The organism is Massilia orientalis (assembly GCF_030411975.2).
Classification (GTDB): domain Bacteria; phylum Pseudomonadota; class Gammaproteobacteria; order Burkholderiales; family Burkholderiaceae_D; genus Telluria; species Telluria orientalis.
Genome location: NZ_JASNRB020000028.1, coordinates 25,804 through 44,909, shown reverse-complemented (window position 1 = coordinate 44,909; position 19,106 = coordinate 25,804). Strand labels below are relative to the sequence as shown.

Annotated in this window: 15 protein-coding genes; all 15 read right to left on the bottom strand. The window is 67.2% G+C overall.

The features are described from left to right. Positions 1 to 2 precede the first annotated feature (2 nt). The 15 genes from QPK29_RS29410 to epsE all read right to left on the bottom strand — a co-directional run bounded on the left by QPK29_RS29410 (position 3) and on the right by epsE (position 19,099). Entirely contained in the window at positions 3 to 1,973 is a 1,971-nt protein-coding gene (locus tag QPK29_RS29410) for a heparinase II/III family protein (RefSeq protein WP_371771772.1), read from the bottom strand. Then, entirely contained in the window at positions 1,973 to 3,061 is a 1,089-nt protein-coding gene (locus QPK29_RS29405) for a glycosyltransferase family 4 protein (protein ID WP_371771773.1), read from the bottom strand. Before QPK29_RS29405 ends, QPK29_RS29410 begins: the two co-directional genes overlap by 1 nt. 86 nt (positions 3,062 to 3,147) lie before the next feature. After that, positions 3,148 to 4,434, bottom strand: coding sequence for a phenylacetate--CoA ligase family protein (locus QPK29_RS29400; RefSeq protein WP_371771774.1), 1,287 nt, complete (start codon positions 4,432 to 4,434; stop codon positions 3,148 to 3,150). Between the two features lie 2 nt (positions 4,435 to 4,436). Then, positions 4,437 to 5,645: a glycosyltransferase gene (locus QPK29_RS29395; RefSeq protein WP_371771775.1), complete on the bottom strand. Its 1,209-nt coding sequence runs from the start codon at positions 5,643 to 5,645 to the stop codon at positions 4,437 to 4,439. A gap of 84 nt (positions 5,646 to 5,729) precedes the next feature. Further along, complete coding sequence (locus QPK29_RS29390; RefSeq protein WP_371771776.1) at positions 5,730 to 6,587, bottom strand: beta-1,6-N-acetylglucosaminyltransferase; 858 nt, start codon at positions 6,585 to 6,587, stop codon at positions 5,730 to 5,732. 47 nt (positions 6,588 to 6,634) lie between these two features. Further along, positions 6,635 to 8,866, bottom strand: a complete 2,232-nt coding sequence (locus QPK29_RS29385; RefSeq protein ID WP_056127057.1) for a heparinase II/III domain-containing protein — start codon at positions 8,864 to 8,866, stop codon at positions 6,635 to 6,637. 366 nt (positions 8,867 to 9,232) lie between these two features. Then, complete coding sequence (locus tag QPK29_RS29380) at positions 9,233 to 10,009, bottom strand: glycosyltransferase family 2 protein (protein WP_082579125.1); 777 nt, start codon at positions 10,007 to 10,009, stop codon at positions 9,233 to 9,235. Between the two features lie 4 nt (positions 10,010 to 10,013). Next, positions 10,014 to 11,225 (bottom strand): glycosyltransferase family 4 protein, encoded by a 1,212-nt coding sequence (locus tag QPK29_RS29375; RefSeq protein WP_371771777.1) that lies wholly within the window; start codon positions 11,223 to 11,225, stop codon positions 10,014 to 10,016. After that, entirely contained in the window at positions 11,222 to 12,739 is a 1,518-nt protein-coding gene (locus QPK29_RS29370) for an oligosaccharide flippase family protein (RefSeq protein WP_056127055.1), read from the bottom strand. The genes QPK29_RS29375 and QPK29_RS29370 overlap by 4 nt, the downstream gene beginning before the upstream one ends. Beyond that, positions 12,736 to 14,202: an O-antigen ligase family protein gene (locus QPK29_RS29365; RefSeq protein ID WP_371771778.1), complete on the bottom strand. Its 1,467-nt coding sequence runs from the start codon at positions 14,200 to 14,202 to the stop codon at positions 12,736 to 12,738. The genes QPK29_RS29370 and QPK29_RS29365 overlap by 4 nt, the downstream gene beginning before the upstream one ends. A 6-nt stretch (positions 14,203 to 14,208) precedes the next feature. Next, positions 14,209 to 14,901, bottom strand: coding sequence for an exosortase-associated protein EpsI, B-type (gene epsI / locus QPK29_RS29360; protein ID WP_371771779.1), 693 nt, complete (start codon positions 14,899 to 14,901; stop codon positions 14,209 to 14,211). Further along, positions 14,898 to 15,797, bottom strand: coding sequence for an exosortase B (xrtB, locus tag QPK29_RS29355; protein ID WP_371771780.1), 900 nt, complete (start codon positions 15,795 to 15,797; stop codon positions 14,898 to 14,900). The genes epsI and xrtB overlap by 4 nt, the downstream gene beginning before the upstream one ends. 1 nt (position 15,798) lies before the next feature. Beyond that, positions 15,799 to 16,674: a chain length determinant protein tyrosine kinase EpsG gene (gene epsG / locus QPK29_RS29350; protein WP_056127047.1), complete on the bottom strand. Its 876-nt coding sequence runs from the start codon at positions 16,672 to 16,674 to the stop codon at positions 15,799 to 15,801. 14 nt (positions 16,675 to 16,688) lie between these two features. Beyond that, the gene (gene epsF, locus QPK29_RS29345; RefSeq protein WP_371771781.1) at positions 16,689 to 18,098 is read right to left on the bottom strand and encodes a chain length determinant protein EpsF; all 1,410 of its coding nucleotides are present in this window, start codon (positions 18,096 to 18,098) and stop codon (positions 16,689 to 16,691) included. A 212-nt stretch (positions 18,099 to 18,310) separates the two neighbouring features. Then, positions 18,311 to 19,099: a polysaccharide export protein EpsE gene (gene epsE, locus QPK29_RS29340; protein WP_056127043.1), complete on the bottom strand. Its 789-nt coding sequence runs from the start codon at positions 19,097 to 19,099 to the stop codon at positions 18,311 to 18,313. Positions 19,100 to 19,106 lie beyond the last annotated feature (7 nt).

Genomic DNA, 19,106 nt, shown 5'->3' with positions numbered 1-19,106 from the left:
TGTTAGAAAAACGTTATTGTAAACTTGCACTCGACCGGAACGGCGGACGATACGGTGCTGATCTTCAGAACGTCGCACGGCTGCCTGCTTTCATAGCAGCGCGAGTACCAGCCGAGCGGCGGATTTTCGTTGCCGCGCACCAGTTCCAGCTTCAGGTCGGCCCCATGCGCATGCATCTGCAGCGCGAAGCGCTTGCCCCGCACGTGCAGGCCGGCGCTGTTCAGGCGCACGTCCAGGCCGGGCGCGAAATGCCAGAACAGCTCGACCTGGTGATGTTTCTTGGCGGCGATCTCGTCGCGCACCGTCAGGGTCGCGCTCGCCGCGTCGAACCGGACACTGCGCATGTGCCGGACGGGATCGGCGAGGCGCTCGTAACCGTCGTGCGAACCGCGGAAATCGAATTCGTGCGGCGATTGCGGCATGCGCTCGATCGAGGCCCGCGCCTTTTTCAGCCACATGAAGCGCCCGCCGGACACCGACTGGTCGAGCCCGTCGATGCGCACCGTGTTGTGCGCCGACGTGCCGCGGAAATAGTCGCGCCACTTGGGTTCCTGCCAGTACGAATACGTGCCGGGATCGACGAGGCACTCCTCGCCGCCGATGGAGAGCGTCAGCGCCAGCGCGTCCGCATGGCCGTGCGCGGCGATGCCGAGATAGCCCAGCGGGCCGCAATCGACCATGCCCTTGATCTCGCCGGGCTCGCCGAAGTGCGACCCGAACAACAAATAGCCCCCGTCCGGGAACGCCCAGCCCGTCTCCGACTCGTGCGGATCCGCTTCCGGCCGCTTGCCGGGCAAGGTGTGCAGCAGCCAGCGCACGCCGGGATGCGTGGGCTGGCTGCGGCGCAGCACGGCGTCGCCCAGCGCCAGCAGTTGTTCGGCGCGGTCGCTGCCGGGAGAATCCAGCCGGAACACGATGCCGTCGTCCGCGTCACCGACCATCGGCACGTTGCCCTCCAGGTCGCGCACGGAGCGCAGGAAGCGCAGCGCGCGCAGCAACGCGGTCCAGTAGGCGCGCGAGAACGGGTGGTCGCAGGCCTGGCCGACGAGGCCCGCCACGAACAGGAATTCGGACGAAAAGATGTGGTACGCGAACGCCTGCTCGCGGTTCACGCCGTCGCGCGAGAACTGCGCCTGCGCTTCGTGCTCCAGCTCGCGCCGCGCCTGTTCCAGCCACGCGCCCGACGACTTCCAGCACGGCCAGATCGACGCGCCCACGTACAGGCCGGCCAGTTCGCCGATCAGGTGATTGTTCGCCGACGAATGGCGGGATAAATGCCGCGCGATCGCGGTGCAGTGGGCGTGGATGCTGTCCAGCCAGTCGGCGCGCAGGCGCTGGCCCTCCTCGCCCGCGAACAGGCCGCTGCCTTCGCCGCCGATCATCTGCCACACGAGGCCCCAGTTGATGAGGCGGATGCCCAGTTCCAGCGAGCTCGTCCAGTTGGGGCCGACGAGCGGCGGGCACTGGTCGAGCCAGCTGCGCAGCTGCGCCTGCAGCGCGTGCAGCCAGGCGACGTCGTTCGTCACGGCCCACGCCTGCGCGAGGCGCACGAGGTGCAGGTGGCGGTTCAGTTCCCACACGTGCTTGATGTCGCCGACCTGTTCGCGGTTCGTGATCGTGATGTCGCCCGCGTAGATGGCGGGTCCGACGACGCCGCTGTCCGGATCGCGGTTCCACACGGGCGGCATGCCGACATCGAATCTACGGTTGGCGAACAGGACGACGTGGCCGGCGCAGATGCTGTCGGCGTCCGCCAGCAATGCGTCGCGCTCGGCCTGCAAGATGGCGGGCAACGCGGTGGGTGCCCCGCGGACGCTGAACGTGCGGGCCCGGGGCAGCGGCGGCGCGGCGCGGGCGCGCATGCGTTTCGCCACGCGCGTGACAGCCGCCTGCTGGATCCGATAGCCGACCTCGGCCACGGACATGCAGCGCAATCGGTTGACCAGCCAGACCATCCCTGTCGCTTCGCTCATCATCGTGTCCCCGCCAGTTCACGGTAGATTGCGGACAATTGCCCGCACACCACCTCGGTTGAGTATTGTTGTTCGATGGTTGCGCGCGCACGTTCCGCCAGCCGGTCGCGCAGGGCGGTATCGCCCAGGAGTCGTGCAAGCGCCCTGGCGAGCGCCCGTTCGTCGCGCGGCGGCACCAGCAGGCCGTTGTCGCCGTCGCGCAGGGTTTCGGGAATGCCGCCGACGTGCGTCGCGACGACGGCCTTGCGCGCCGCCATCGCTTCCAGCATCGACATCGGCAAGCCTTCCGCGTGGGAAGGCAGGCAGAACACGCTGGCCTTCGCCAGCTCGGCGTCGCGCGCCTCGGGGCCGACCCAGCCCAGCAATTCGATGCGTTCGGCGATGCCCAGCTCGGCCGCGCGCCGGCGCACCCCTCGCGCGTCGCCTTCGCCGCCGAACACGAGGCGCAGCGGCGTCGGGCCCGATGCTTCGCGCACCATGCGGGCGCCCGCTTCCAGCAATTCATGCACGCCCTTGGCCGTTTCCAGCCGGCCGAGGAACAGGATGCGGCCGGGCACGGCGGCGTCCATGGACGGCAGCACCGGCAGCGGCACGGCATTCGGCACGACGGCCACGCGGGCGCGCGGCGCGAACGCGTGCACGAACTGGGCCCAGCTTTCGGACAGGGTGATCACGCGCGAACTCGCTTCCAGCGTGTGGCGGATCCAGCGCCGCAGCAGGAAGCCCGCTTCCTCGGCGGCGAACGTGCGGAAGCCGCCACCGTGCAGGTGGAAAATGGTCTTGCAACCGGCCAGGCGCGCGATCAGCAGCACGACCGACTTGCGCAGGAAGCTGGCGTGCGACGCCGCGTGCACGTGGACGACGGCCGGATGCCGCACCAGGCAGGCGACGAGCGTCTGCCAGAACCCGGCCAATGCACCCTGCACCTTCACGAGCGGCGAACCGTCGCGGTGCGTGGTCACGTAGCGCACCGATTCGCGCTCGAACAGGCCATGACGGCGCAGCACGGACACCACTGCCGCCACCCCGCCCCTGCCTTCGAGCGCGGTGCCGACCATCAGGACCCGTGGCGGGGCCTTCGTCCGCATCTGTGCTGGTCGTTCCAACGCTCAAGCCCTTATGAAATGGACAATATTTCGATAGTACATCATGATTTTTCCGCCGTGCGCACGCTTCAACTCTCGATCGCGATGAACTCGAACTTGCCGTTCGGCCCACGCGGAATCGCCGCCACGCGCTCGACGCGCACCTTCACACCGGGCACGCGCAGCAGGAACTTGTCGACCAGCGCCCGCTCGTCCGCATCCGAAAAACCGTCGGCCGTGACGACCCGCAGCACGAACTCGCCGGCGCCGCGGTACAGCACCTGCCCTTCGACGAGGTGCCGGTCATGGCCCTGGAAAACGCGGTCCAGCCGGGCGATGATGCGGCCGTCCGGCAGGGTGACGATCTTTTCCTGGCGCCCGATCACGGCCTTGATCGTCGGGAACACCCGGCCGCAGGGGCAAGGTTCTCCGTCCGGGATCACGGTGTCGCCCGTGCGGTAGCGCACGAGCGGCATCGCGGCATTGTTCAGCGACGTGCCGACCAGTTCGCAGGCACCGCCCTCGGTATCCAGCAGCGCGACGCCGGAATAATCCGTGAGCACGTGGTAACGGCCCTCCTCGCACGTGCCGATGGCGGCCACGCGCTCGGCCTGGCCGTACCAGTCGAACACCTTCACGCCGAATGCCTGCTCCACGGCCGCGCGCACGTCCGGCGCCAGTGTCTCGGACGACGTCATCACGCCCCGGAGGGCGCGTCCGCGATAGCTTCTACCGGCCGCGTTGAGCCACGCGGCCAGCGCCGCGATCGACGACGGGTACGCGTGGATCACGACGGGATCGAAGCGTTCCAGTTCGGCTATGTAGCGGCCGATCGTATCGTTCGACAAATGGTACGAGGACATCATGAGCATATTGCCCACCCAGTCGCGGCACCAGTAACGCCCGTCCGCCGGATGGTCGGGGCAGACGATGTCGCCGCGGATCCACGCGCGCGGCTGGCCTTTGCGCCAGCCTATCCATTGCAGCTGGCGGTGCACGAAACCTTCCTCGCGCACGAGGTTGGCGAGCGACTGCACGATGGTCAGCGGCGAGCCGGACGTGCCGCTCGTCTTGATGGTCGTGCGGATCCACGAACCGGGGCCGCGCGGGCGCACCAGTCGTTCCGGGTGCTGGCGCACGTCGGCCTTCGTCAGCATGGCGCTGCCGGCGGACAGCCGCGGCAGCGCCGTCCCGTTGCCGTCCAGCGGCACGCCGACCTGGCGGGCGCGCCGCGCGACGTACGCGGCGAGCGCCTCGCGCGAGCGTTCGTTCGCGACCAGGCCCGGATAGACGAACGCCCTGCCCCAGACGTTGCGGACCACTTCGCGCACGAGCGAACGCAGCGAGCACTTCAGCGAGTAGGTCCACATCGACATTGTTACCGCGACTCCGTCAGGATTTTTTTGTAAGTTTTTGCAACATTGTTACCGAGAATATCATACGTTCGGTGGCTGGTTACGTACGGTGGCCCACGTAATGCGAACTCGGCGGCAAGCGCCCCATCATTTAACAATTGCAGAACGGCATCGGCGAACGGCACCGGCTCCATGGTCACGCACAGGCCCGCCCCGCTCTCGTCGATGACAAGTTTCTGGTCGGGGATATCGTTGGCGACGCTGGGGATGCCGAGCGCCAGGTATTCGACGAGTTTCGTGGGCGACGACACGTCGAACAAGGTGCCGCGCGGGATCGGCGACAGGCCCACCTCGGCCCGCACGGCATAGCCGAGCGCCGTGCGCTGGGGCAGCCAGCCCGTCAGCAACACGTGGCCGTCGAGGCCGCGGCGGGCGATTTCGCGGCGCATCCACGCCATCTCGTCGTCGGACGGGGCGTCGCCGGCGATCACGAGCAGCACGTCGGGATTGTTTGCACGCAGCCTGTCCGCCACGTCGAGCAGGAAGTCGGAGCGGCGCGAACGGGCGATGCGGCCCAGGTACAGCACGACGCGGCGGTTATCCAGGCGCGGATCGTCGACCGGTTCGACATTGGCGCGGTCGAACAACTGGGCGTCCACGCCCATCGGCACGGCCGTCATGGTCGAACGATCGAAACCTTTCGCGGCGAGCCAGTCGGCCATCGCATCGCTCTGCACGAACACGTGGCGCGCGCCGGGCAGCACGAAGCGGTAGATGGCCGCGCGCGATGCCCACGCGCGCAGCGCATGGCCCAGCCATTTCAGGCCGCGGCCGTGACGCCCGATGTCGTCGCGCCGGACCTCGAAGCCTTCGACGATGGGGAACGACATCCAGTAGAGGAACGGCACGCGCAGCAGCGCGGCCACGATGCGTCCGAGCACGCCGCTGGCGATCTTGTCGCGCACCTGGATGCAGTCGGGCCGGCCGTGGCGCAGCGCACGCACGAGGCCCAGCAGGTCCCACAGCGGCGCGCACACGCTGGCGAAGCGGCTGCGCAGCGAACCGACGACGTGCATGCCGCCGGCCGGCCACGGCGACGCATCGCCGCTGCCGCCCTGCCCCACCAGCTCCGTCGCCACGCCGTAGCGGGGCATCTCCGTGCCGAACAGGGTGCGCACGTCGGCGCGGATGGGGGGCAATGGATCGCGGACGACAAAGAGGATGGAGCGCATGGATTCCTTGCCTTATGAACAACGCATGGAATCCGATTCTAGCTTACTCGTCACTGCGCACAATTGCGCGAGTCTTAAGGAAACCTAGGCGGCCCTGAGCGCGAGCAGGCGCGGCAGCAGCGCGGCGCTGGCCTCGCTGTCGATCTTGCGGCAGAAGTGGGCGCGCGACGCGGCGATGCGCTCGAAGTCGCCCTCGTCGAGGATTTTCGGGTTGCGGGCGCCGTGTTCGGGCCACTGGACGTAGCGGAAATTCTGGCCCAACACGCGGAGCGCGAACGGCGAATTCATCACGAGGGTCTGGAAGAACATCTCGTCCGGACACGCGCAGCGGCGGAAGAAGCGCACGAGGCCGGGGTCGCGCGCGACGCGCGCGAGGATGTCCTGCACGCAGGCGCGCGACAGCGCCCACCACGACGAGCCGCCGTATGGCCGCATGCCGCCAGGCAGGCGGCGCGTGATGCCCGTCGCGCGCATCGCGCGGTTGACGATGCGGCAGGCCCAGCGCAGCAGGCGCGGGCCGTCGTCGCGGTAGAAATACTGGTAACGGAAGCCGGCCGCCCACTGGCGCGGTCCGGTGCCGATGGCGACGGTGTCCAGCAGTTCCTGGTGGGCGTGGCGCGCGAGCGCTTCTTTCAGGCGCGCATTCGACAGCAACGGGAAGTCCTGGGCGGACAGGAAGATGACCTTGTCGAAATCGGGCACCTCGGCCACGATCTGTGCGAGGGAGTTCAGCACCGCCTGCACCTGGCTGAACGTGCCCCAGTGGACGTCGACGCGGTCGCGCACGAGCCGCGCGGACGGGTGCACGGCGGCGGGGTCGAGCGCGCACTTGCGGTCGAGGTTCACAACCACGCGAAAATCGTCGTCGCGCAGCTGCTCGACCAGCGCATTGAGCTGGTCCAGGTCCTTGTGTGCCTGGATCAGGAATACCTGTGTCGTCATCGCGCCGAGTCTAGCACGGGGCGTGACGACACCACGTGACGGCTGGGTCAGTTCAGGTTCACCGACTGCGTACCGACCGTCAGCGTGCGGGTCGTGCCCGACGTGGCGACCTTGGTGGTGGGACGCTTGCAGCCGACGTCGATCAGCACGAGGAACTCGGCCGCCGACTTGCCGTCGTTCTTCAGGTAGAACGCGCCGTGGTCTTCCGTCACGCCGGACTTGGGCGCCGGGCCGCTCCACTTGGCGAACGGCGCATTGCCGTTCAGGTCGCGCAGGCACACCGACTGGCCGCCCGCCGCGATCTTGACGCTCGACGGGCTTTCGACCGTCATCGCCACCGGCGCGTGGAAGTTCCACTCGTACGTGTGGGCGACGACCGCCTGCATCTTGTCGCGCACGACCATCGCGTTCTGGCCGTGCAGGTACCAGATCTGGCGCTTGGCCATCGTCAGCTGGCCGCCGTACGACGGGGTCGCGTCGCCTTCGGCGTAGTCGTAGGTCGACTGGGCCGAGAAGCCGGTGACGCGGCCGTTGCGCTGCAGCTGTTCGCGGTAGCCGGTGACCACCTGGCCCTTGCCGCCGTCGAACGTGACCGCGTTCTGCGACTTGGTCTGGTGGTACCAGTCGGTCCACAGCGGCGAACCGTACCAGTCGTACCAACCGGCCTTCACCAGCAGCGGCTGGCCGGCGACCGACAGCAGCAGGCCGTTCTGGTCGCCGTGGCTGTGGTTGAACGAGCCGTACGGGCTGGACTTGAAGTAGAACGATGTGCGGCCCGTCGAGCCGATGTCGCTGTGCATCGCGACCCAGCCGGTGCTCGGGTAGTAGGCCGAGTTCGAGGGCGGGACCTTCAGCGTCGTGCCGCTCACCGGCATCGGATACGGCGCTTCGACCACGGACAGCGAATCCTCGAGGCCCGGCAGGTTGGCCACGTACCAGGCGGCGCGCGGCGACACCATGCGGTTGGCGAAGGCGCGGAACACGCGCGGGTCCGGCTTCGTCTCGGAGCCGTCGCCGAAAGCGTGGACTTTCGAGCCCGGCGGCGTGAACTGCGTCGCGAAATCGAGGAAGCCCAGCGTCCACGGCTTGGCGTACAGGTTCACGCCGGTCGCCTGGACGATCGGGTCCCACAGCGCCGTCATGTAGCCCGCCGCGTACTCGGCGTAGGCGGTGCCGTTGGCGTAGCCGCCTTCCGCACCGGACCACGGCGACGGGGTGTTCACGTACGCGCGGAACGTGAAGTCGAACCACGTCTGCGCTTCCGGGATGTCGCCCAGCGCCAAGGTCGAGATCAGCGCCATGTAGATCATCAGCGTATTGCCGTGCGAATCGAACGGGTACTGGTCGAGGCGGCCGTTGTCGCCTGCGATGTTGCCGTACATTTCCGTCACGCGCGTCTTGACGACGCCGAGCCACCTGGCCTTGCGGGTCGCGTCCAGGTCACCGGCCAGCAGGTCCATGCCCTTCAGCAGCGACAGCGCGATCTGGCGCGTGGCCTGGTCCTGGTTGGCGTAGCTGGTGGGGCCGGCCGGATTCAGCGAGGCCAGCTGGTCGCCGCGCTTGAGCGCTTCGGCCAGGTGGACCGGGTCCTTCTTCAGGCGCCACAGCACCGCGGCCGCTTCCAGCTGGCGCGACGATTCGTTGATGCGGTTGCGCACGTCGGTCTGCTGCGAGGCCATCTGCGCCGTCAGCGGCGACGCGATCACGATCGGCCAGCGCGAATCGGACAGGTCGGGCAGCGCCGTCATCTGCAGCTTGACTTCGTTGATGATGCGGCTGACGTACGGATCCAGGTCGGCCTTCCTGGCCGAGCTCCACGTCGAGTACGCGGTGAACGACGGGGCCAGCGAACGGGGACGCGCCTTGTTCAGGATGCGCGAACGCAGCGTGGCGTTGTCGGGCACTTCGAACACGGTCGACTTGCTCGTGATCGCGAACGCGCGCGGGGTCGACCATTCCGTCGAACCGGCGGGGCGCACGCGCCACGTGTAATTGCCCAGCGCCAATGCCTTGGTCGGCAGGTACCAGTTGCGCTCGACCGTCGCCTTCACCGGCGAGCCGCCCGACGGGGTGATCTCGATCTCGTAGCTGGCCGGACCGGTCGGATGACGCGCCCAGGCAAATCCCGGCGGGTTCTGTGCCTGCACGGCGCCATTGGCCGGCGCGGGCTGGACGACCAGGGGATCGGTGGATTGGGCCCAGTCGGCGCGCGCGCTGAACGACATCAACAGCGACGACAGTGCAGCGACGGCGACGACGCCCTTCCGGTGAAATTTCATGTACTTGCTCCGAGAAATATTAACTGGACGACTAGAGGGTCAGCCCGTCGGCAGGAAGCCAGGGCCCGATTTGCTTGAAGCGCTCTGCTGATGCAAATGAGCGCTGTTCGATACGAGAAATAGTACCGTAAATAAATTTTCTCGCGGAAAAATCCCCTTAGAAATCAAAGATTTTTCTCGTATACCCCACAAATCGGACGACCCTGTAGACCCCTTATTAACGGTAATATTTCCAGGCAGCTAAAAGCTTTTTTTTAAAAGAAAAGGCTTTTTGAAAACTGTGCAGTTATTTCGGCAAAGTTGATCGATTCGTCATCGAATTAATGACTTCGACAATCATGTTATTTATTTAATCCGGAACAAACATTACGATTGCATTACCGGTACGCCGGCGTGCGCCTCGGCGCGCAGCGCGCGCATGCGCCTGGCGTAGCGCAGGCAATACAGGCCGAACGCGAGCGGCGCCTCCTTCAGGTAGCGGCGCCGGACCTGGAACTCTTCCTGGCGCGCCTTGATCTTGTTGGCGGACGAAACGCTGCCCGCATGGTCGCGGAACACGGTCAAGGGCCGGGCGATCGTGGCCGGCTGCGCCACCTTGCCCAGGCGCAGCCACAGGTCGATGTCCATCGCGTATTTCAGTGTTTCGTCGAACATGCCCACGCGGCCGAACGCGCTGCGGCGGATGAAGACGGCCGGATGCGGCACGGACGCGCGGCCCGCCGCGAACGCGTGGTAGCTGAACGGCACCATGCGGTACGGCGGAACCAGCTGGCCATCCTTTAACACCTGCACGGTGCCGAACACCCAGTCCACGCGTTCGCTGGCGAAGCGCTCCGCGACGACGTGCAGCACGTCGTCGCTGGCGTAGTAATCGTCCGAATGCAGGTGCGCCACGTACTCGCCGGTGGCCGCTTCGATGCCCTGGTTCATGGCGCGGCTGATGCCGCCGCCCACGTCGCGCAGCACGCGCTTCCTGCCCGGGTACGCGGCGATCATCTCCAGCGTGCCGTCGGTGGAACCGCCGTCGACGAAGATGTGTTCGACGTCCTGGCAGGTCTGCCGCTGGACGGATGCGAGGGTGTCGGCCAGGGTGGCGGCGCTGTTCCAGGTGCACGTGACGATCGAAAAGGTCGGTTTGTTCATGGGATCACTCGCGATAGAAGTCCAGGATCTGGGGGACGGCGTGGAACACGTCCATCGGAAAGGCATCGGGCAGCGGCACCGTCGCTGGCGCACGGCCGAGGGTGTGGGCCAGCCGCTCCACGAGCCGCGGCATGGTCTCGGCCAGTTGCAGCTGGCCGTCGTAATACTGGTACGCGGCCAGCTCCGGCGTGCCGCCGCGCGCCAGCGCGAGACACTGCTTGCCGAGGGCCAGCGCTTCCAGCACGGTGGTGCCGCACGGCTCTTCCCACACGGACGGGATCACGAGCACGTGGCTGCGCGCCGACATGCGGATCACCTCGTCGTACGGCAGCCAGCCGAGGAAGCGCACCTGCCCGTTCGCATGGCGGCGCTCCAGCGGGTTCCGCAGCGGTCCATCGCCGATGATGGTGACGCGCGCATGCTTCGGCAGCCAGCCCTGCACCTGCGCGAGGAATTCGCCGAAGCCCTTGCCGGCATCGATGCGGCCGACGAGCAGGACCTCCCCCGCCCTCACCTCGTCGGGCCGCGCCGCGCGCTCGCGCAGGTACGGGTAGCGGATGAAGTTGTGGATCACGCGGGCGCGCGACAGGTCCGCGTCCGGCACGGCGCGCAGGAATGCCTGGCGCAGGAAGTCCGACACGAAGATCGTCTTGTGGCGCGAGAACGCTTCCGCCGTCTCCGACCGGTAGCGGCGCACCGCCAGCCCGGACATCTCGCGCCGCACCGCATTCGGCGCCGGGTGGATGCACGCGGCGCAGTCGCGCGCGTCGAGCGTCGTGCACACGTGCTCCTGCCTGAAGCGCAAATGGATCACGCATTCGCTGCCCTGGTCGTGGCGTGTCTGCACGAAGTTGACGCTCCGCGGCACGTAGCGCCCCGCCATCGGCAAGTGGCCGTGGTAGTGCACGACGTCGTACTTGCCCGCCTCGCGCAAGAGCGCGCGCGCGATGCTGCGCGCGAACCATGGCCGCTTGACGGGATTGAAGAAGCCCAGCTGCGACTCCTTCCACCCCGGCCGGGAAAAATCGAAGCCGGGCAGCACGCGGCCTTTAAAACCGATCTCGGCCGCGCTGCCGCCGTGGAACCGGTCGCTGCGTCCCATGATGTCGACCTCGTGCCCGAGCTCGAGCAGCGCGTTCGACAACGTCACGACATGCTTGCCCAGGCCGCCCACCTGCGTGCCCGGCAAGTCTTCCGACACCATCAAGACTTTCAAGCCGCTTTCCTCATCGATAACAACCCTTTCACCCGCGTCCATGCCGTGCTCATGTCGTCCCGTTCGATCACGAACAGGCTGCCGTACGCGAGCAGCAGGCCCGCCGTCAGCAGCACGAGCAGGAGCAAATCGACCGGGCCGCCGTCGAACAGGCGGTTGCCCGCGTTGGCGGCGACCGCGACGACGGCCACGCCCGCCACGCTGGGCAGGTAGGCTTTACGGACGAGTTCGCCAAGCCGCGCGGGCACCGTGCGGCCGTGCACGGCGACGAGAAAGGCGCAGGTCAGCAGCACCGACGCGACCAGATGGCCCCACGCGGCCCCGTCGATGCCCCAGCCCGCAACGCCCACGTAGACGACCAGCAGGCCGAACACGGCGCGCGCCAGCGCGAACATGCCGGAAAAGCGCGGATGGCCCATGCCGTCGTTCACCAGGGACGGCAGGCTCGTCAGCGAATCGATGAATTGCGACAGCGCCATCACGGCCAGCACGACCTGCCCCGCGCGGGCGAACTGCGGGTTCATCCAGTAGAACAGGATCTGGTACGAAAACACGGCCACGAGCACGAGCACGGACGCGTTGATGAACACGACGTAGCGGCTCGCCTTCAGGTACAGCCGGTTCAAACGCTCGAGCTCGCCACGGGCCGCCAGCGCGCTCGCGGCCGGGAAGAACACGCCGGACAGGCGGTACGTGAGGCTGAGGATGCGGTTCGCGAGCGTGGACGCCACGGTGAAGTAGGCGAGCCCCGTGACGCCGACCAGCGCGCCGATGATGAGCTTGTCCGCGTACGCGTACGAGAGCGTCGCGAAGCGGCTCAGGAACGAGTACGCGGAAAAGCCCAGCAATTCCTTGCGGATCGCCGCGCCCGGCTTACGGTAGCGCAGGTCCGGCAGCAGGCGGCGGATACCGCGCCACAGCACGGCGCAATTGATCGCGCTCGCGATGACGCGCAGCAGGATCACTTCGAAGAGGCCATAGCCCAGCATCAGCACGGCCACCGTCAGCAGCGGCACGGCGGTGCCGAACAGCATCTCGATGCGGCTCGCGATGTCGTAGCGCATCAGCGATTGGGGCACGCTTTGCAGATAGCTCTGCAACTGGCCGAGGAAGAAGCCGAGCGCGGCCAGTTGGAGTGTCGCGACCGCTTCGTGTTCGAGCGCGGCCGGTACGGAGAACACGCGGGTGACGAAGAAGTGGGCGCCGAAGAACAGGCCCAGCCCGCCGACGAGGCCCACCAGCGAGTACACGGACAGGCCGAAGAACACGGTCTCGCTGATGCGTTCCTGGTCCTTGCGGGCGTTGAATTCCGCGATGTATTTCACGGAACCGGCCGTGACGTTGATGTCGATGACGGCGAAATAGCCGACGATCGCCGTCACGAGCGAATACACGCCATAGTTCGCATCGCCCAGCCCTTGCACGACGAGCGGCACGGTGCCCAGCGCCACCAGCGCGGGGATCACGGCGCCCAGCAGGTTCGAGAAGGCGTTGCGGACGAGGCTGAGGTTCATACGTGCGCCGGCACCAGGTTGACGTGGCGGCGCTTGCGGGACTCGACGGGCTGCACGGCCGGCTGCGCGCTCGCCACGGCCATCGCCACGTACGGCAGCGCGAGGCAGATCGCCAGCATCTGCGTCGTGCGCACCTGCGGGAATGGCGTGCCGACGAGCAGGTCGGGCAGCATGAACGCGAGGCCCGCGGCGCCGGCCGTCGCCAGGCCCAGCAGGTCCGGCGGCAACGTGCGCAGCGCGTGGCGCGCGAGTCGGGTGAACGCCCAGATGGTGCCGCCCAGCAGGATCAGCCCAGGCAGCCCAGCCTTCAGGGCGATGTGCAGCACGCCGCTGTGCACGAACAGGCCGCCGTCCTGCCCCGCCTGCCACGAGATGTGCTGGTAGCCCGTGTAGCGGCCCCACGTGCCGATGCCCGTCAGGGGGTGCGAGATGAAATCGGCCAGTGCGAATTTCAGTTCCAGCACGCGCTCGCTTTCCGCGCCGAAGCGCTTCGATTCCATGTCGTAGAACAGGCTCGAGAAGCCGCCGCTCGCGCCCTTCGTATGGCCCAGGCGCCTGAATGCCGCGTACAGCAGGCCCGCGCCGAGGACGGGCGCGCCCAGCGCCATCATGTGGATGCGGCGCTGCAGCGGGAAGCGCATCATGATGATCAGGAAGGCCAGCACGAAGCCGATCCACGCGCTGCGGCGGTACGACAGCACGATGCACGCGGCCGTCGCGAGCAGGGTCGCCCAGTCGATCGCGGTCCAGAACAGCGAGCGCCTGTGTTTCACCACCTGGAACAGGTTGACCGCGGCGATGGCGAACGCGATCGTGCACAGCAGGCTGTCGTTGATGTCGAAGAACGTCAGCTTGATCTTGATGGCGTTCATGTTCGCATACACGTTGTTCGGGTCGCCGCCGAGGAATGCCCAGCGCGCAAGGCCGAACAGGGCGCGCCCGAGGCCCGCCAGCATGATGAAGCGCGACAGTTCGATCGCGTGCTCGCGGGTGCGGAACGCCAGCAGCATCAGCGAGACGAGCGGCGCCATCCAGACGATGTTGGAAAAGCCGGACGGCGCCAGCGCTTCGGCCAGGGTCACGTTGGAGAACAGCGCCACCGCGACGTGGCCGCCCAGCAGCAGGACCCACGCGAGGAACCACGGCCGCAGGTTGCACGGCGGCGCCGGATAGCGCTGGAAGCCGGCCGACACGCGCGCGCAGCACCACGCCCCCGCCATGCACCACAGCAGCAGCGGGAAGAACAGCACGCCCGAGCCGCGGCTGTAGATGCCCGGCGTGGCGGCGGCCGCCAGCGAACCGTAGCTCGTCGAATTCTTGAAGAAGAACACGGCGATGTACACATAGGCGAGGAAGCGCGGCCACACCATCCCGACGCCCATCCCGGCCACGGCCATGATGGCCAGCACCACGACGGCGATGAACGGCAGCGAGGTATAGAAGACCAGGAGGAAGTTCTGCATGTCCCGTCAGCCCTTGTTGGTGGCTGCGCCCAGCAGCTTGGTGCGGTCGTGCGGGGACATGGCGTCCAGCATCTGGTTCACGAAGCGATCCTGCACGCGGTAGGCGCTGTGTTCGTCGGCCTCGATGGTCGACACGCGCACGAGCATGCCGTCGGGGATCTTGCCCGTCAGGCCGTACAGGAAGCGCTGGTATTTCTGGCCCAGGCCCGACATCACGGCCTTGTCGCCGACCGTCACCCAGTACGTGATCGGCTCGTTGCGCGCGTTCTGGCGCGCAACGAGGCGTTTCACGGGGACGCTGCCATAGTGGGTCGGAAGCTCGGCCTTGTGGTCCTGCACCATGTCGAAGCCTTGCGCCACGTAGCAGACTTCCGGCAGGTGCAGCTGCAGCTGCTTGCTCTGGTCGCCGCCGTATGCGATCGACAGCATCACGCGCTGGCCCGCATCGTTGACGTAGGTGCGCGCCAGGGTCTGATCATACAGGGTGGCGATGAGTTCCTTCTGCGTCTCGTCGGGCGTGAGCGGCACGACGGTGTTGTCGACCGTCCAGTTGCCGAAGCGCTTGGGGATCATCGCCTCGAGGTCGAACCGTTCCTGGACGGCGGCCACCTTCTGCTTCGGCGTGAGCGCGCCCGTCAGCGCGGACGTGCCCGCCATCGCCACGCCCAGGAGCACGCTGGCCATGAATCGGCGGTTCATGTTGCCTCCCTGCGCCGGATGAACCACTGCAGCGCGGAGTCGATCGACAGGATCAGCACGAGCGCCGTGACGAACAGGACCATGCCGGCGAACCCGTGCAGGAAGCCCTGCCCCGCCGCGTCGCCGAAGTAATACGTGATCAACGTGAGCACGACGACGCGAATGACGTTGGCGGAGAACGAGATCGGGACGATGAACAGCGCGAGGCCGATGTTGCGGAACGCGGACGGGTGGCGCATCAGGTTCAGGTAGAACAGGCCCAGCGCTTCCAGGGTCAACAGGGTCTGCAGGCCGGCGCACGCATCCGCCACGAGCAGCTGGTACTGGCCGATCTGCAGGATCACGCCGGAGCGGCTGATCGGGTAGCCGAACGCGAACAGCAGGTGTTCCGTCGCCCACGACACGGCCATCTTCATCGGCATCGTCACCGCGGCGACGAATTCGCTGGGCAGCGGCACCATGAACAGCATGAAGAAGAACGGGAACCACAACACCCGGAGGGCGCGGCCGCCCCGCTTGACGAGCAGCACGGCCGCCATCACGAGGATGATCGCGACGATCTGCAGCATCAGGATGTTCTGCGACCGGCCCAGCAGGTGGGCGGCCAGGCCGATGGCGAGGATCGGCCAGCCGGCCCAGCTGGCGCGCGGGGGCGTCGTCGCCTCGATCACGTCCGGCCATTTGCGGTAGATGAGCCACAGCGCGAGGCCGAAGATGATGGGCCCGTGGCCCTGCTCCTCGCCGACCCAGGCGCCGGTGAACAGGTCGTAGAACGTGGGGACGAACAGGATGGCCAGGCCCAGGAAGACCGGCCACCATTCGGGCAGGACGCCGCGCAGTGCGCGCAGGTCCGGTGCATGCTGCCGCACGGTGCTGGCGCGTGCTCCGGTGTCCATGTCAGAACTCCATCACCACCGAGCCGAGGACTTCGCAGCCGGCGTCGACGAGTTGCTCGGCGGCGCGGCCGATGTGCGAGATCCGCGTGTAGTTCTTGCGCGTGACGAGCAGCGCGCCGCCGGCGCGGCTCGCCACCGCGACGGCATCCATGCCGAGCTGGAACGGCGGCACGTCGTACAGCACGATGTCGTAGCGGCTTTCGAGCTGCGTGTTGAGGTTGCGGAAGCCTTCGCGCGCCAGCAGTTCGCCCGGGTTCGGCGGGAGCGTACCGGCCGGCATGATCGACAGGTCGATGAACGCCGGCACCCGCGCGATCACGTCGAGGTCGGCGCGGCCGGCCAGCAGGTCGGACAGGCCCTGGCGCGGCTTGAGCGCGAACGCGTCCTGCTGGCGCGGGGCGCGCAGGTTCGCGTCCACGAGCAGGGTCTGTTCGCCCAACTGGGAAAACACGATCGCCAGGTTCGAGGCGAACAGCGCGGACCCGTCTTCCGGGTCCACGCCGACGATGGCCAGCGCGCGGCGCCCGCGCGCGAACCAGCGCAGCATCAGCTGGCTGCGGATCGCGCGCAGCGATTCGACCTGCGGGCAGAACGGATCGTAGGCGGCGAGCAGCTTCGGCGACAGGCCGGCCTGGCCCTTCTGCAGATACGGGTACGAGAACTGGCGCGCCAGCACCTGCTGGATGTCGTCCTCGCTGACCAGGCCCAGCCGCACGGCCGCTTCGCCGAAGCGGATGCCGGTCTCCTTCTGCATGCGCAGCACGCGTTCGGCGTCTTCCGGCTTGAGCTTGCCCGAGTCGAGCAGCAAGGCACCCATGCTGGTCTCGGGACCGGCGCCGGCGCCGGCGGGGAGCGTGTTGAATATCGGAGAGTTCATGGTGGGATCCAGGATCAGTTAAGACGGAGCAGGCGGCGCGGCGTCATCAGCGAGCGGATGCCCCCCGTCCGTCCACGCGGCGACTTCCATTCGATCGTGCCCAGCACGGGGATGCCCAGCATGTCCTTGACGTCGCTGGCCGAACGCACCGGACGGTTCAGCAGTTCCAGCAGCAGCGCCACGCCGACACCGAGGATCGTGCCCAGCAGGAACCCGATCAGCGTGTTCAGCAGCACGCGCGGGCCCGACGGCTGCGTCGGCGCCACGGCCGGGTTCAGCAGGGAGATGTCGGATTGCTCGGATTGCGCCTCGATGCGCGTCTGCGAGAAGCGCTGCGACGCGGAATCGAACGCGCGCTGGGCGCTGTCGAGGTCTTTCAGCAGCACGCCCAGTTCGTCGCGGGCGCGATTCATTTCAAGTACCTTCGCCTTTTGCTCGGCGACCGCCTGGCGCAGTTCCGCCTCGCGCTGGCGCAGTACCTGGGCGTTCGCACCCACGCTGCGCGAGACAGTGCCCAGCGCGGCATTCAGCTCGCCCTGCACCTTGTCGAGCTCGGCCTTGGCGGCCTGGTATTGCGGATGGTTCTTGCCGTAGCGCTGCGACGTGTCGGCGAACTTGCCGCGCGCCTGGGCGACGTTGGCGCGCATCGTCTGGATCAGGGCGTTGTTGGCGACGTCCGGCGACGTCAGCGCGGAGCCGGCCGCGGCCTGGCGGGAGTTGCCTTCCATCGCGGCCGTCTGCGCCGCCACCAGTTGGGCGGACAGGTCGTTCAGGCGCGCCAGTTCGACGTCGACGCGGTTGTTGTCGAGGCTGACGATGCCCTTCTCCTGCTGGTACTTGGACAGGCGGGCCTGCGCGGCCTCGACGTTGTCGCGCAGTTGCTTGGTCTGTTCGTTGAAGTACGAGGCCGTCTTCTTGGCCGGATCGGTCTTCAGCTGGACGGTGATCTTCTGGTACTCGTCGGCGAACGCATTCGCCACCGCGGCCGCGAACGCGGGGTCCGCGCCCTTGAAGCTGATCTCGACGACGGACGATTCGCGCGACGGCACGATCTCGAGTTTCTTCAGCAGCAGGTCGGCCAGCCAGTCGCGCACCGAACCCTTGCCCTCGGTCGCATCCTTGAACTGTTCGACGACGGCCGGGCTATTCGCCAGGTGCAGCGCGTCGACGACCCGCAGCGCCACGTTCTTGCTGCTGATGATGTCGATCTGCGTGGCCATATACCCCGGCAGCAGCTGCCCTGGCATCGTCAGCCCGGTCAATGGATCCACGCCTTTGTAGTTCAACAGAACGGATGCCGTTGCCTTGTACGTCTTGGCCTGGATCAGGCTGAACCCGAGGGCCAGCGCGACCGTGACCAGCAGGGTCGTCAGGATGATCTTCTTCCGTGCAAGCAAGATCAGCAGGAATTGATGGACGTTCATGATGAACCTTTTAATTCGGAGTGGAACGAAAACCCAAGACCGCGTTACCTATACAAACAACAAAAAGATACTCTGCACACCACTAGCGTATCGGGACCTCGAGAAACCGTAGCGAGCGGAAGCAGCTTTGGCCGAGAAGCGCAGCCGTACATCCGGTACGGCGAGCATCGCAGGCCAAAGATGCGACGCGCAGTAGGTTTATCGAGGTTCCCTCAAAACCAGGACTCTTTGACCGTGATGACGTCGTCGACCTGGACCAGGTCATCGGCCTTCGCTTCGATGGTGTGCGGCGTGCCGCCCGCGTCGCGGCGCGTGATGCGCAGGCCGCGCTGCGTGCCGCGCTGGGTCAGGCCGCCGCCGGCCGACAGCGCCTGCTGGACGGTCATCGCGCGTTCCAGGCGGAACGGTCCCGGACGCTGCACTTCGCCCGTGATGTAGGCACGCGGCGCGCGTTCGACGAAGATGATGTCGCCGCCGGCGACTTCGTAATCGCGGTTCAGCTCGCCCTTGCGCACCATCTCGACGACGTCGATGGTTTCGCGCGTGGTGACGCCGTTGCGGGTGCGCACGAGGCTGACCATGTCGCCGCCTTCCGGGCCGATGCCGCCGGCCAGCGCCAGCAGATCGAGCACCTTGCGCGGACCGTCGACCGGATAGCGGCCCGGACGGTTGACCTGGCCCAGCACGGACACCTGCTGGCTCGCCAGCGTGGTGATCAAGAGGTTGACCTGGGCCTTCTTGAGGTAGCCGCCCTTTTCGAGCAGGCCGCCGATTTTCTTTTCCGCCTGTTGCGTCGTCAGGCCACCGACCTGCACTTCGCCCAGCAGCGGGAACGTCATGGTGCCGCCTTCCGAGACGCGCGTCTCGATCGCGAGGTCGGGGCTGCCGTAGACCGATGCCTTGACCACGTCGCCCGGGCCCAGCAGGATTTCTGCCGCACCGGCCATGCCCGCGCCGAGCATGAGGACTGCCGCAACCATCCAGTGTACGAGTCGTTTCATCTTCTTC